Origin of the sequence: Paenibacillus sp. 1A_MP2, from assembly GCF_052244825.1 — a bacterium.
Taxonomy (GTDB): Bacteria; Bacillota; Bacilli; order Paenibacillales; family Paenibacillaceae; genus Paenibacillus; species Paenibacillus vandeheii.
This window is the reverse complement of record NZ_JBQQCS010000001.1, coordinates 1,156,455-1,170,889: the sequence shown is the minus strand read 5'-3', so window position 1 is coordinate 1,170,889 and position 14,435 is coordinate 1,156,455. Positions and strand designations below refer to the sequence as shown.

Annotated in this window: 9 protein-coding genes and 3 pseudogenes; 5 read left to right on the top strand and 7 right to left on the bottom strand. The window is 47.9% G+C overall.

Features of this window, described 5'->3' with window-relative positions:
* Positions 1-503: 503 nt before the first annotated feature.
* Positions 504-2,494, bottom strand: a pseudogene (gene uvrB, locus ACTWJ7_RS05795) (excinuclease ABC subunit UvrB).
* 169 nt (positions 2,495-2,663) lie between these two features.
* On the opposite strand from uvrB, the gene ACTWJ7_RS05790 reads away from it, so the two are divergent.
* Positions 2,664-3,461: a flagellar motor protein gene (locus tag ACTWJ7_RS05790; RefSeq protein ID WP_301879999.1), complete on the top strand. Its 798-nt coding sequence runs from the start codon at positions 2,664-2,666 to the stop codon at positions 3,459-3,461.
* Complete coding sequence (locus ACTWJ7_RS05785; RefSeq protein ID WP_301880000.1) at positions 3,445-4,287, top strand: flagellar motor protein MotB; 843 nt, start codon at positions 3,445-3,447, stop codon at positions 4,285-4,287. The genes ACTWJ7_RS05790 and ACTWJ7_RS05785 overlap by 17 nt, the downstream gene beginning before the upstream one ends.
* Before the next feature lie 187 nt (positions 4,288-4,474).
* Here the strand turns inward: ACTWJ7_RS05785 and ACTWJ7_RS05780 are convergent, their stop codons facing one another.
* The 3 genes from ACTWJ7_RS05780 to ACTWJ7_RS05770 are packed head-to-tail and all read right to left on the bottom strand — an operon-like array spanning position 4,475 to position 7,782.
* Positions 4,475-5,599 (bottom strand): ABC transporter permease, encoded by a 1,125-nt coding sequence (locus tag ACTWJ7_RS05780; protein ID WP_443145189.1) that lies wholly within the window; start codon positions 5,597-5,599, stop codon positions 4,475-4,477.
* A gap of 45 nt (positions 5,600-5,644) precedes the next feature.
* Positions 5,645-6,835, bottom strand: a complete 1,191-nt coding sequence (locus ACTWJ7_RS05775) for an ABC transporter permease (protein ID WP_301880002.1) — start codon at positions 6,833-6,835, stop codon at positions 5,645-5,647.
* An 11-nt stretch (positions 6,836-6,846) separates the two neighbouring features.
* The gene (locus ACTWJ7_RS05770; RefSeq protein ID WP_301880004.1) at positions 6,847-7,782 is read right to left on the bottom strand and encodes an ABC transporter ATP-binding protein; all 936 of its coding nucleotides are present in this window, start codon (positions 7,780-7,782) and stop codon (positions 6,847-6,849) included.
* A 208-nt stretch (positions 7,783-7,990) separates the two neighbouring features.
* Between ACTWJ7_RS05770 and ACTWJ7_RS05765 the strand changes: the two genes are divergently transcribed.
* Genes ACTWJ7_RS05765 through ACTWJ7_RS05755 form a run of 3 tightly spaced genes read left to right on the top strand, consistent with a single transcriptional unit; the run spans position 7,991 to position 9,976 of the window.
* Complete coding sequence (locus ACTWJ7_RS05765) at positions 7,991-8,653, top strand: hypothetical protein (RefSeq protein WP_443145188.1); 663 nt, start codon at positions 7,991-7,993, stop codon at positions 8,651-8,653.
* On the top strand, positions 8,557-9,264 hold the full coding sequence (locus tag ACTWJ7_RS05760; protein WP_443145187.1) for a sensor histidine kinase: 708 nt from the start codon (positions 8,557-8,559) through the stop codon (positions 9,262-9,264). Before ACTWJ7_RS05765 ends, ACTWJ7_RS05760 begins: the two co-directional genes overlap by 97 nt.
* A 19-nt stretch (positions 9,265-9,283) precedes the next feature.
* Positions 9,284-9,976 carry a response regulator gene (locus tag ACTWJ7_RS05755; RefSeq protein WP_301880007.1) on the top strand — a complete coding sequence of 231 codons (693 nt, stop codon included), beginning with the start codon at positions 9,284-9,286 and terminating at the stop codon, positions 9,974-9,976.
* Between the two features lie 52 nt (positions 9,977-10,028).
* Here ACTWJ7_RS05755 and ACTWJ7_RS05750 read toward each other — a convergent pair.
* The 3 genes and pseudogenes from ACTWJ7_RS05750 to ACTWJ7_RS05740 all read right to left on the bottom strand — a co-directional run bounded on the left by ACTWJ7_RS05750 (position 10,029) and on the right by ACTWJ7_RS05740 (position 14,269).
* Positions 10,029-11,353, bottom strand: a pseudogene (locus tag ACTWJ7_RS05750) (PDZ domain-containing protein).
* A 63-nt stretch (positions 11,354-11,416) separates the two neighbouring features.
* A pseudogene (locus ACTWJ7_RS05745) lies at positions 11,417-12,885 on the bottom strand (S41 family peptidase).
* A gap of 133 nt (positions 12,886-13,018) precedes the next feature.
* Positions 13,019-14,269 carry a murein hydrolase activator EnvC family protein gene (locus ACTWJ7_RS05740; RefSeq protein WP_443145186.1) on the bottom strand — a complete coding sequence of 417 codons (1,251 nt, stop codon included), beginning with the start codon at positions 14,267-14,269 and terminating at the stop codon, positions 13,019-13,021.
* Positions 14,270-14,435 lie beyond the last annotated feature (166 nt).

The following is a 14,435-nucleotide window of genomic DNA, read 5'->3' as shown; positions in this document are numbered from 1 at the left end:
CCCTCTGGACACCCGAAACAGGCGGTGCGTGGTGAATGGTCGGGTCTTGCTATGTGAATGGTTGTTGTGTGCCCGCAGCTTCGTCCAAGATTCCGGCTCTTGCCGGTATCCTGGACGGCTGCCTCTACCACGAGAGGACGCTCACGGCTCCGCCTCATTCGCGAGAGGTCGCCATTGCCTTCGGCTCGGCTCCCCTTAAACACCGGGACGCTCACGGCTTTGCCTCGCTCACGAGAGGTCACCATTACCTTCGGCTCGGCTCCAAAGGACACAACTTCCAAATGCTTTCCTATAAACCTTTTAACCAATTTCAACTTCTCTATCAGTATAGACCTGATTTTAAGTTTTCAACATGCCTAATTATCGATAGATTATTGATTTCCTTACTCAACAAGAGAACGGCCACGCGGCCGTTCTCTTGTTGAAGATCTATCCTTGCAGCGAAATATTCACTATCTGTGCCTCTACTTATCTCTAAACAACCTGCAACCGGCCCTTACGAGCTACTCCGCGCGCAGTTCCAACAATGCATCGCGAAGTTCAGCCGCACGCTCAAACTGCAGGTTTTTGGCAGCATCCTTCATCTCTACCTCTAGGCGTTGAATAAGCGCCTGACGATCCTTCTTCGACATCTTCTCGGCAGCGCCTGTAAGATAGTCTTTTTTGGATTCGGCAACTTTGGTTGCTTCAATCACATCACGCACTTTTTTCCGAATCGTCTGTGGTGTAATGCCATGCTTTTCGTTATATTCAATCTGGATTGCGCGGCGGCGTTCCGTTTCCTTAATCGCCTTATCCATCGAATCCGTCACTTTGTCACCGTACAGAATGACTCGACCTTCGCTGTTCCGTGCCGCCCGGCCAATCGTTTGGATCAGTGAACGTTCAGAACGCAGGAAGCCTTCCTTGTCGGCATCCAAAATGGCTACCAAAGAAACTTCTGGAAGATCCAGACCTTCCCTCAGCAAGTTGATCCCGATCAGTACATGGAAAACCCCCAGCCTGAGATCACGCAGTATCGCCATACGCTCTAACGTCTTAATCTCGGAGTGCAAATAACGCACCTTGATCCCGATCTCCTTGAGATAATCCGTTAGATCCTCGGACATCTTCTTCGTTAATGTGGTGATCAGGACCCGCTCATCTTTTGCAATCCGGTCGTTAATCTCACTGATCAGGTCATCGATCTGACCCTTCGTTGGACGCAGTTCAATAATTGGATCAAGCAGACCCGTTGGACGAATGATCTGTTGTACCATCGTATCCGTATGCTCAATCTCGTAGGGACCCGGTGTTGCAGATACATAGATGATCTGATTCATCTTTCCCTCGAACTCTTCGAATTTGAGCGGACGGTTATCCAGCGCAGATGGAAGACGGAAACCGTGATCCACCAGTACGGTCTTCCGTGCTTGGTCACCGTTATACATCGCACGGATCTGTGGCAAGGTCACGTGGGACTCATCGACCACAATCAACATGTCATCCGGAAAATAGTCCATCAATGTGTACGGTGTATCGCCACGTTCGCGGAATGTCAGTGGTCCGGAATAGTTCTCAATTCCTGAACAGAACCCGACTTCCTTCATCATCTCGATATCGTACCGTGTGCGTTGCTCCAGTCGCTGAGCCTCCAGCAGTTTACCTTGTTCTCTCAACACTTCAAGACGCTCTTCCAGTTCACGCTCAATGTTCACCAGCGCGACGCGCATCGTTTCTTCTTGGGTTACGAAGTGAGATGCCGGGAAAATAGCGATATGTTCACGTTCGCCAACCAGTTCTCCGGTTAACACGTCAATCTCCGTAATTTTCTCAATCTCATCACCGAACAATTCAACCCGAATCGCATGTTCACCCTTCGATGCCGGGAAAATCTCGATAACATCGCCGCGAACGCGGAACGTGCCACGCACAAAGTTAATGTCATTTCGCTGATATTGAATCTCTACCAGACGCGACAAAATCTGATTACGTGGTTTCTCCATCCCTACCCGCAAGGACAGAAGCATGCTGGAATACGAATGCGGCGAACCTAAACCATAGATGCAGGATACACTCGCTACAATAATGACATCCCTGCGTTCAAACAATGAACTCGTAGCCGCATGGCGCAACTTATCAATCTCTTCATTAATACTTGAATCCTTCTCGATATACGTATCCGAGGAGGGAATATAGGCCTCTGGCTGAAAGTAATCGTAGTAACTGACAAAATACTCAACCATGTTATTTGGAAAAAAGTCTTTGAACTCACTTGCAAGCTGTGCTGCCAGCGTTTTATTGTGGGCAATAACCAGCGTGGGACGTTGCAGCTTGGCAATCGTCTGTGCAATCGTGAATGTCTTACCCGTACCGGTTGCACCCAGCAGCGTCTGGTATCTCTTCCCCTCCTGAACACCCTTCACCAACTCTTCAATGGCTACAGGCTGATCACCTTGGGAGAAAACTCTGACTCGATTTCGAACGTTTTGTCGCTCATTATAATATCGCTCATTGCCGTATCTCACCCTATCGTCTAAAATAATAGTCACTATATATTGTCGAAGTTCCCCGAATTTACATATGGGAAAACTTATAGTAATAGGAATATTTGTTCCCGTTTAATTATACCAAGTCTATGCAAGTGATGCAATCGCGAAGTAAAGATAGGAGTGGGTTAATTTATGGATATTGCGACACTTATCGGCATTATTGCCGGGATTGCCGCAGTCATTAGTGGTTTTTTATGGGAAGGCGGCCAATTATCCGGTCTGATGCAAAAGACGGCTGCTCTAATTGTATTTGGTGGAACGATTGCTGCAGTCGTTGCCAGTTTCCCTGCACATCGGCTGCGTACGATTCCTGCCGCCCTCCGCATGGCCTTTGGGCGTAATAACAATGACTCAAGCCAGTGGGTTGAAGAACTTGTAGATATGTCTTCAATTGCTCGCCGCTCAGGCGTACTTGCACTGGAACGAAAAGTGATGGACCATCCGCATCCATTTTTGCAAGATGGTATTCAGATGGTTGTCGATGGCACAGATCAGGATGTTGTTCGCCAGATCATGGAGATGGAGATTGATTCCGTCGAACAAAAATATGATGGATATGCCAAAATCTTTGAATCAGCAGGCGGTTATGCCCCAACGATGGGGATCATTGGTACCGTAATGGGACTTATTCAGGTACTTGGCAGTCTGACCGATCCTACAGGACTCGGACCAGCGATCGCTGTTGCCTTTACCGCAACCCTGTACGGGGTCGCCAGTGCCAATCTTATCTTTTTACCCATTGCGTCCAAAATTAAATCCCGTGGCGCAGACGAAATTCAGACGATGGAAATGCTGCTCGAAGGAGTACTTTCTATCCAGAACGGGGAGAACCCCCAGCTCGTGCGTAAACGGCTGGAGTCCTTCACACTCACTCACCGCCAGATTATACGTCCTGTAGTGAAGGAGGGATTGGATGAGTCGGCGCAGTAAACGGCGCGGAAAACGTGAACCTGGAGATCATCGAGATCGCTGGATGATTACCTATGCCGATCTCATTACCCTGCTGCTGATCTTTTTTGTGATCATGTATGCCATGAGCCATCTGGATTCTGGTAAATATGATGTTGTTACTCAATCATTGCAAAATACATTTAACCAATCCAATTCCCTGCTTGACCAAGGTGAAGGGATTGCCGGTACAGCGGGACAAGCCATCATCAAAAATCCACCTTCCCAGATTCAGGGAGAAGAACCCGGAGAAGGCGAAGGATCTTCTTCCGGCTCCGAGACAGGTACGTCAGAAGATGATAATCAGCCACTTACGGAGCGGGAAGAGCAATTCAGATCACAGGAACTGGAACTGCAAAATCTCTTCAATGTAATTACTCAGTATATCGAGGACAACAAACTGGAAAATCAGATTTTTGTTGCGGACAAGCCTCAGGGCATCTCCATTACACTCAGTGACCGCTTCCTGTTTGATCAGGGACAAGCAGCCCTCAAAAGCGATGCTGCCCCCACGCTGAGCAAATTAGCAAGCCTGTTCCGTGATCTGAGCACCGTTGTCAGCATTGAAGGCCATACGGATAACGTTCCTGTCGGGGCGAATGCTACCTATAAAGACAATTGGGAGCTTTCCGGTGAACGCGCACTGTCTGTATTGCGATTTTTTATCGACAAAGAAAAGCTTGACCCTGACGGTTTTCAATATGCCGGATACGCGGACACCCGCCCAACTGGGGATAATACCACCGCCGCAGGACGGCAAAAAAATAGACGTGTGGAAATTACCGTCTTGCGTCAACTCCAGCCTTAATCGCCAACATTTCGTATGAAACATCCTAGCACTATTATAAAAAGCACGTTTTACTGAATTCGATTCAGCAGAGCGTGCTTTTGTTTTACTTCTATCTCCTATTGCTAAACAGCAGATCATTTATTTTCTTCGTTTTATGGTAATGGCACCTGATGGATCACCTTCAACTTACAACCGATTTCATACATTATGCATCCACGCCTGGCTGACTTGGACGAAGAATCGCAGAACCCACCGTCAGCAAGATGGCTGCCATCCCAAACAGAATCAGCAGCGGCAGGGCAATATCCGATATCGTACCACCAGCGGAGATCGTTTCAACCGCCTGGATCGCCCATTTCTGAGGAACAAAATTAGCGAGTTTCTGCATATAATCCGGCATGATTGACAGTGGCCAGAAACAGCCGCCAATCATACACGTCGGTGTGATGATTAGTGAATTCAGCATGTTTGCATTTTTAGATTCACGAATCAATCCGGCAACCGTACTCGCAATCCCCATCGAAACCAGCATAAACGCGGCCAGGATGAGAAGATGGATACCAAATGGAATTCCCGCATCGTAATGAAGCACCCATCGGCTAATCCCCAGCACCAAGACAATTTGGATCAAACCGATCGCAAAACTTCCCAGAAAATTACCCAGCGCGATTTCATAGGCGTGGACCGGAGCTGTGTAGACTCGTGCCATCGTACGCTGCCTGCGGTCCTCCATTATGACGGCTACTGCACTTGTAAGCAAACCCATCATGAACATGATTGTAAATCCCGTCACATTGTTCAGACCCGGTTTCGGATAAATGTGAAGATCGGTTGCTTCACCCGAAATTTGATGTTTGCTCGTTTCCTGTAACAACTGTTCGAATTTCTCTTGGTTTAATACAGGATCAGGGGCCGCACCAGCAGGACTACCTGTTGTAGTCAACACTGCTGTTGCAGACTGTTTCAGCCCGGCTGCCAAACCTTCAACCGCGGCTCTTAATGTATAGGAGCTTTCACTTACACGAAGTTCTACCAGTTGTACTTTCGTTTGCTTGCCTTGCAGCAGATCATCTGTATAATGCGCCGGAATGATGATGCCGGAACTCCCCTTTTGCTGGGCGATGGCTTCCTTAAGCTCCGCTACATCATCCATTGGCTTGAGCAGATACTCCTCCTTGCGGGCAAGTTCATCCACAATCATCGCACCTGCCGCACCATGATCCTCGTTTATATAGGGAATAATTGCACGCGTTTCATGCTGCCCCCAAATATCGAAACTGCCCCTGTGACGACTAAACAAGGAAGAAGGAGAAATGTGATGAAACCCCACTTACGTCCAAGTGTGCGTCTAATCATTAACCAGGCAATATTCAGACTATTCATAGCGGTATCCCGCCTTTCTGTAGATCAATGCCGCAAGTACCAATAATACTGCACCTACCGTACCAAGCATCATGATATTGTACATAATCTGACTTAGTGAAGCATTAAGCATCATTTGCAAAAAACTCTGAAGAGCCCAATGATTTACCGTAAATTCGCTAATCTGCTGTACAAAATCGGACGCTATGGGTGTGAAGCCACCACTGATAAACGTCATCGCAATGATTATGCCCTGTAGAGCAGCACTTGCCGATGCAACATTTTTGCAGACCAGGGCGACAATCACGCCGAGAGTCATGGAAGCCAGCGTGATCAGCACACAGATCAAAACAAGCAGCCATGGATGTGTACCCCAATTTACGCCGTATAACCAGTGTGTCATCAGTACAATAATGATGGCCTGCATAAAGGCAAGCAGGCTGTTTCCTGCAATTTTCCCTGCAAAGATAACGCCATTGCCTATTGGGGCAGCCTGCAGACGGGTTAACGTTTTTTTATCACGCTCGCCGAAGAGGCTGTTGCTGGTCGTCAGTCCAGAATATAGCATGAACATAGCCAGCATAGAAGCTGCATAATATTGGGAGGCACTGTATGATGTCCCGGCCTTTCCAGGGCTGCTTATAGCAATATAAGAGGAATTGGCAGCGTCTGATTCAGAAGAGGAAGCCATGGCAGCGACCACTTCGGGACCAAATACGTTTACCATAGCGACCTGCCTGTTCAGTTCATCCGTAAACCGGGTAAACAATGTTTCACCCACAACATTGAGCGTGCCATCTCTCCCCAGTATCCATTGCAACCTCGCTTCTTCCCCATTCATGATCTGCTCCTCCAGATTGGATGGGACAACTACGGCAAAATCAATGTCACCACGTCGCAGTGCACTTACAGCCTCTTCCTCCGTAGAAATGTTCTGTACCTTCATCATGTCGGCTACCGCCGGGGATGTCACAAATGTATTCAAAGCTTCGCTGATCGCACCGGAACCGGAATTTTCTTCAGCCTGAATGATTCCTACTCTCACAGGGTCAGGAATGGCTTCTTTTGCCGTGCCCATTGTACTGGAAAGTGCAGTACCCAATATAAAGATGAGCAGCAGCGGCAGAATAAACAGATTCAGCAGAACCGAGCGAATTTTCAGAATCCGTCTCAGCTCAAAGATGCAAATATGCCATATGTTCATCTGAGATCCTCCTAGTCCCGAAGCGTACGTCCGGTCAGATTGAGGAACAACGTTTCCAGATCAGGCTCTTCGACCTTGAGCGATTGGATGGAAATTTCATGTTTGCTGCAAATGAAAAGCATATCCTGTAGATCCTGCTGGGCGGATGGCAGCGTAATGGTCAATATATTGTCTGATACTTCTACCGCCCGGACACGGGGGTGAAGCTTTAACTCCTCCACAACAGCGGGACCGACGCCCAAAGTGGTCAGAACGATTTTTTCCTCGGATGCAACCCGTTCTCTCAGCTCTGCTTCGGTGCCGCAGGCAATGATATGCCCCTGATCCATAATCGCTACCCGGTGGCTGATTGCAGCTACTTCCTCCATGTAATGACTTGTATAAATGATGGTTGATCCCATCTGATTAAGCGTGCGGACAGACTCCAAAATATGATTACGCGATTGCGGGTCAATACCCACTGTCGGTTCATCCATGATGATTAAATCCGGGCGATGCATAATGGCACACGCAATGTTCAGCCTGCGTTTCATCCCGCCAGAGAACGTGGATGGGGTATCCTTCGCTTTGTCCTGCAATCCTACAAATTCGAGGGATTCCTGCACTCTTTCTTTAAGCATCTTTCCACGAAGTCCGTACAACCGGGCAAAAAAAGTTACATTCTCCGCAGCAGTCATCGTTTCGTATAGAGCCAGATCCTGTGGTACCAGCCCGATTTTGCGTTTCACTTCAAGCGGCCGTTCCTTGACCGATATGCCATCCAACCGAATTTCACCTTGATCAATCTTTAAAAGACCGGCAATCATGCTAATAGTGGTACTTTTCCCTGCTCCATTGGGTCCAAGCAATCCAAAAATTTCACCTTTACCGACACTCAGATTTAAATGATCCACCGAGAGCTTGCTGCCGTATCGTTTTACTACATGATCAACTTCTAGCATAGCCATAGATTATGCACTCCTCTTCCGTCCAGCTTCCTACCATTGAATTATATATCTGTATTGTAACGAATTGTGATCTTCTGCGAAGGTACGAAAGGTCATGAAACAAAGGTGACTTAAGTCATCTTCGGATGAGAAAACTGCCTATGATATAATCGACATAGATTACCGGAAGGTATACCTTCACTTTTAAAATAAAGGATGTCTCTGACATATGCCGATGCGGTTGTTGCAATACGGTTTACTTATAGTTCCCTCGGTCCTGTACATTCTGGTGCTGCCCCTGGAACAAGAAGATAGCTATACGCTGTATATTATCATTACACTTGGACTCGCGGTGTGGAAAGATTTCACCCGTTCAGGTATGCAGCGTTTGCTGCTTGTGGCCGAAATCCTTTTCAGCTGCTGGCTGATCGCTCTATATGGCCCATTTATGTTTTTCCTCTCCTTATCTGCGCTTTATGTGTACATGTACAGACTAGATGGGGCCCAGCGCTGGTTAATGCTCGCAATTCAGCTTATCGCCAGCAATATCGCGTTACATTGGTATTACGCCCCACCACAGGGGCTTCATGCATGGCTTATACTTCACACAAACACTGCCATTCCTTTTACCTTCACCCAAGAGACAATGGCTCGGGTTACAGGTAACCTGCTCCTGCTCATCACCGCAACACTCTCTTGGCAGGGGTCTAGAACTGCGAGCAGCCGGGACAGCTTGAACAGGTGTATGATGAGCTGCGCAGTAAACATTACGAGCTTCAGGACGCACGAGAGCAATTGCTGCAATTCACGAAGCAACTTGAAGGAGCTGCACAGGTTGAGGAGCGTACCCGAATATCCCGGCAGCTTCATGATGACATTGGTCACCGCCTGATTCGCACCAAAATGATGTCTGACGCAGCCCTTCTAACCCTCCCTATACATCCGGAACAGGGCACGGAAATGGTGAGACAGATTCGGGATCAATTGGCCGCCAGTATGGATGACATGCGAACCACGCTCCACAAATTGCGGCCAAACTCTTATATATCCGATGCCTACGCACTAGATCGTCTGTTGGAAGACGTTGGCCGGGAAACGGGTGTGAAGACGCGTTACGAAGTGCGTGGGCATTCACATGTACTCTATCCCAGCATACAGATCGTCTTGTACAAAAATGCTAAAGAGGCCCTGACCAATGTCCTCCGTCATGGAAATGCCACTACGATTACGGTGGAATTGGAATTTGGAGAAAGAGAGATCTGTATGTCTATCAGCAACGATGGGAAGATCCATACCCTTTCCGCGAAGGAACAAACAAAAGGAAGCCATGAAGGATCTCGTGCTAACCCGAGTGTAAAAGCAGCGTTTACAGGGCTCGGCATGGGGCTTGAAGGAATGCGTCTACGCACACAGTTGGTTGGAGGGAAACTGGAAATCAAGTCGGACTATCCCTATACGGTGATTACACGACTGCCCATAACGAACAAAGCTGAACTGATATGAAAAAGGAAGTGATTTGCTCATGTCTGACCTGAATGAATTAAATAACCCGAGCCATTCTGTCCAACCTCAGTCCATTCGGCTGATCCTTGCGGATGATGATTCCTTTATCCGTGAAAGTCTTAAAGTCCTGCTTGGACTCGATCCCGTTATTAGCGTTACAGGTACAGCTTCCAACGGACGAGAAGCTCTCGAACTGCTGGAGTCAGGAACACCTGCCGACGTTGTACTTATGGATATTCGCATGCCCGATGGTGACGGAGTCGAAGGTACCCGAATCGTTAAGACACGCTTCCCTGACGTGCGTGTACTGATGCTTACCACGTTTGACGATGATGAGTATATTATTCAGGCTTTGCAAAACGGGGCCAGCGGTTATTTGCTCAAAATTGTGCCACCTGACCGAATCATTCAAGGGATCAAGACTGTACATAACGGGGATATGTTGATTCATCCTGATATTGCTCGTAAGCTAGCGACTCTGCTCCGCCCTGCTGCATCGGCTCAGACCCATGAAACCATTGACTCTTACGGCCTAACTCGTATGGAACTAGCTGTTGCAGAGGCTATCTCTGAAGGGCTGTCCAATAAAGAAATCGCTGCAAAGCTATTTCTGAGCGAAGGTACGGTCAAAAACTATGTTACTGATATTCTCGGCAAGCTTAGTTTGCGAGATCGGACACAAATCGCCATTTTCATGTTGAAAAATAAGTAGCAAAAAGGGTATCTCCCCTGCCTCATTAGGCGGAGGAAATACCCTTTAATTATTACATCTCTATCGACTTTTTCTCTCCCACAGGAGCTGGCGGCAGTGCCAGTGGAGCTTCAACCTCATGCTTGTCTTTCCGACGTCTTGCAAACAACTTGAGAGTTACGATATGAAACAGGGTTAGCGGACGCAAGCGGAGCGCCCAGGCTTCATGATTGTCCGGAGCCATGAGGACGCCAAGTTGATGATGCTCGCCTTCATAGATCGCCCGCTGCATGAACTTGCTCTCTCCCTGATGATTGCGTACCTCCAGCTTGCAAAAAGCCGGATTCATGCGCAAGGCGCGATGTAATTGCTCAGGCGAATGTACCAGCACGCCATTCACCTTGTACAGGGTCTCTCCTGCTTCAATCCCCAGGTCTTCCGCAGGACTATCGGGAATGACACCCAGCACCTTCAAGCCGTGCTCAGGGTGAACAAACAGCGGGCTGCGGTTTTGTTCTTCGAAGCCACTATACCACACCAGGAACTCATGTCCAATGAAAGCAGCCAAAGCTGCAACAATCATGAGTGGAGACCACCACGCAGCCAGAAGGCTGAGCACAAGCAGCCCTGTCCCATATAACAGCAATCGCTTTGCGGAAATCTGAACTTTTTTCCCGGGAGCATACTTTGAGTCACCTCTCCGAATCCAAGCATAATCGGCAGTGCAACCAGCATGTAGCCATTTCCTCCGCTGATTAAGGCGGTCCATGGTAATGCTGCCCCGCCCGTAACTGGAACTAGGATCAGTAACGGAATCGGCCAGAAATGCTGCAGCTGGTACCCTCCGACAAGCTTGCCGCGTTTGCCTTCGAAGAGAAGCGGCGATGCCATAGATACCCCTTGCATACGAACCATCAGTGCTTCACCGATATGTAATACAGCTGCGAGCACAAGAAGTGCAGGCATATCCAGCTCACGTAAGGCTTCGGTGACAGTTCCTATCCATCCTGCGGGCTGCCAGCCCGAAGCCATATTTAAACCAAACTGCAACACACCAAGCAAACCTGCAGCATAAGCAAAACATAAGTATCGGATACGGAATAAGGCCAGAAATAACGTTGCTGCCCATATACAGATGAGGCTGCCCAGTGTAAGATGTGCCCCGAGAAACAGCGACACGATGGAGACCATTACACCGATCAGAATACCTCCGAGCACTGCACGAATGGTCTGTGTTATCGAGCTTTGCAGACGAACGTGGAACAATTTACGTTCCTGCAATAGTTGACGATGATAAACGAGTGCAATCAAGATTACCGCAATATAATAAAACGGCTGAATAAACAACTGCAACAATGCTTCCCCTAATGTAGTTAACCATGGCCAAGCCCATTCCATTGTGGATGGTCACTCCTCTCCTTCAGCCGGTTCAGAAAAAAGAAGGCTGAAAATCAGCCTTCTTTATGGTTTCGACACAGCGGATGAAATATCCTTTGAGACATTTTCAATCGCGCGCTTCAGCTGTGCATCATATTGAGGATTGGCAATGCGTTCAATCAGAGCCGCTTCAAGTGATTCCGCGGTTTTCTCGTCAATCTGGCCTGTTGCCTGAATGCCTTTTTGTTTCTGGAATGCTTTGACCGCTTCTTCTGTCTTCTGGTCATAGTATCCGTCCACACGATCCGGCTTGAAGTCAAGTCCTCTCAGCATCGTCTGCGCACTTTTCACATCCGTGCTATTGCTGTCGTATTTCAAAGGTAATTTTTCTTTATTGATTGGTGCCACCGAGAAGTAATCCGGCTGGTTCACCGCAATATCCGGTTTGATGCCTTTTTCATGAATCCAGTCTCCATTCGGAGTCAGCCATTTCGCGATGGTGATTTTCAGCAAGCTGCCATCACCCATCTGCTTATCATAACTCGTCTGTACGGTTCCTTTACCAAAGGAGTTTCTCCAACCAACGTTGCGCCTGCCGACTGTTGCAATGCACCAGCCAAAATTTCTGACGCACTCGCGCTGCCCTTGTTCATCAAAACCGTAATTGGATAGGATTTACCTGATCCGTTTGATTTGCTTTGTTCCTTTTTACCGTTCTTGTCTTCGACTTGAACAATAACCTTGCCTTTGGGAACAAATTGTTCTGCAATATCAATAACGACCTGCAAAACACCACCCGGGTCATTCCGTACATCAATGATCAGGCCCTTCATGTTCTGCTTCTCCAGCTTCGCCAGTTCTTCCTTAAAGCGATCGCCAGTATTCAGCGAGAATTGAGTGATGCTAATCACACCAACACCGTTATCCTCCATGTGGGCGTAGACCGTTTCCAAATCAATATCAGCACGCACGATGACAAATTCAATTAGCTCGGAAGATCCGGCACGTTTAACCTGCACCTTCGCTTCACTGCCTTTTGGACCTCTGATTTTGTTAACGGCTTTGTTCAGTTCCAAACCTTGCAGGGATTCACCATTCACGGACATGATCATGTCTTTCGCACGAATACCCGCTTTTTCGGCAGGTGATCCTTTGATCGGCGATACCACGACGACATTCCCGTCTTGAGAGGATACCTCTGCACCGATTCCGGTAAACGAACCTTCAATCGATTCCTCGAACTGGGCTGCTGTTTCCTGTCCCATATAATTGGAGTACGGATCACCAAGGGATTCCATCATGCCGTTGATCGCACCATCAATGAGTTTGGTTCGATCCACGTCTTTATAATAGTTGCTTGAGATCAAATCCATCGCGGTTTCAATCTTCTTTAAATCGTTCTTCTGCTGTGCCGTGCCAGTTACACTGGCAAGCAATCCTTCACCAGGTGCCGTCTTTGCTAGGCCTGGGGAACTCATTAGCACCAGTGTAAGCAGGCTGCCTCCAAGAAGGGCTACAATGACAAGCAGCAGGGCCGATCTTTTCTTCATCATCCGTTTGTCACCGCCTTTAGTATTGAAGCGTGTCAAATTCAATTGTTCCGTGAAACATTCCCTGAACATGCCAGCTTAGTATATGCCTAGCTTGTACGGAATATGTTTATTCCATTCCCTTGCAATCCATCTATTATAGATAATTCATTGGGTTGACTGCCGTACCATTATCCCGAACTTCAAAGTGCAAGTGAGGTCCTGTAGAGTTGCCTGTATTGCCTGATTCGGCAATAAGATCGCCTTTGCTGACCGTATCTCCCTTGCTCACCTTAAATCCGCCTTCACGCAGGTGACCATACAATGTCCAAAGACCGCCACCATGGTCTACAATAACGGTATAGCCGTATCCAGTGTACCACTCAGCCATGATTACGATACCGCCTGATGCAGCATGAACTGAGGTACCCACAGGAACAGCGAAATCAACACCATTATGCATTTTTCCCACTTCCCCCGTAATAGGGTGTGTACGCCGACCGAATGGAGAAGAAATACGTCCACCGGATACGGGTTTGGAGAAAATGCCATTCCCCGCTGAATACGTGGTCTCACTGGTCTCACTGCTGCCTGTGCTGACCTTGGTCGGCGCCTTCGCAGCTGCCGCCGCACGTGCAGCTGCTGCTGCTTTTGCTTTGGCGGCCGCGGCCGCTTGCTGTTCACGCAATTTGTTTTTCTCTTGGAGAAGGGATGAACGCTTGCTTGCAATCTGCATCAATACGTCTTCCTGTTCTTGCGTCAGCTCTTCCGATTCTTCAATTTTAGCATCATAGGAAGCGAGAAGCACTTGCTTCTCCTGTTCCTTCTCGTTCAATTGGGACTTGCGCTGTTTCTTCTGCGCATATAGACTCTTAGCTTCTGCATATTGCACGTCCAGTTCTGCCTTTTTGTCCACGACGAGCTGCTTGTCCTTTTTGTGTTCATCCAGCAGATGCTGATCCTGATCCACAATCGTTTTTAGTGAATCGGCACGAGTCAGAAAATCAGAGAAGCTTGTTGAGGTTAACAACACATCGAGATACGAAACGGCACCGTCTGTATACATCAGCCGTACACGTGATTCAAGCAATTTCTCTCTTGCAACGATACGTTCTTCTGCGGCTTGCAGATCTTTTTTCGTTGTCCGAAGATCCTCTTCCGTATTTTCAATCTGCAAGGATACGTTTGCCAGCTCATCACTAACCACATTGATCTGTTCCATGACCACTTTCAAGTAAGCATTGGTCTTGTTCTTGTAATGCTGGGCTTCCTTTTTGTTGCTGGCAGCCTTTTGCTGCTCCTTTTTGGCCGAAGCCGCCTTGCTCTCCAGTTGCTGAATCTGCTGATCAATGTCGCTAATGCTACTCTTGGCATATCCGTCAGAAGGTTGAAGCGTCAAACTGGCCAATAACGTTAAAGCCAGCAGCGAAGCTGTTTTTTCAAAATGTGATCCCCCATCCTATGATTTCACAAGAAAGCAACCTGCACAGGTGGTGAACAGCATGTTCTTTGCTTTCTTTACACTAAAGACTCCGTCTTTACTACATATCGTCAAACAGCGTTCAGTAGTGAAC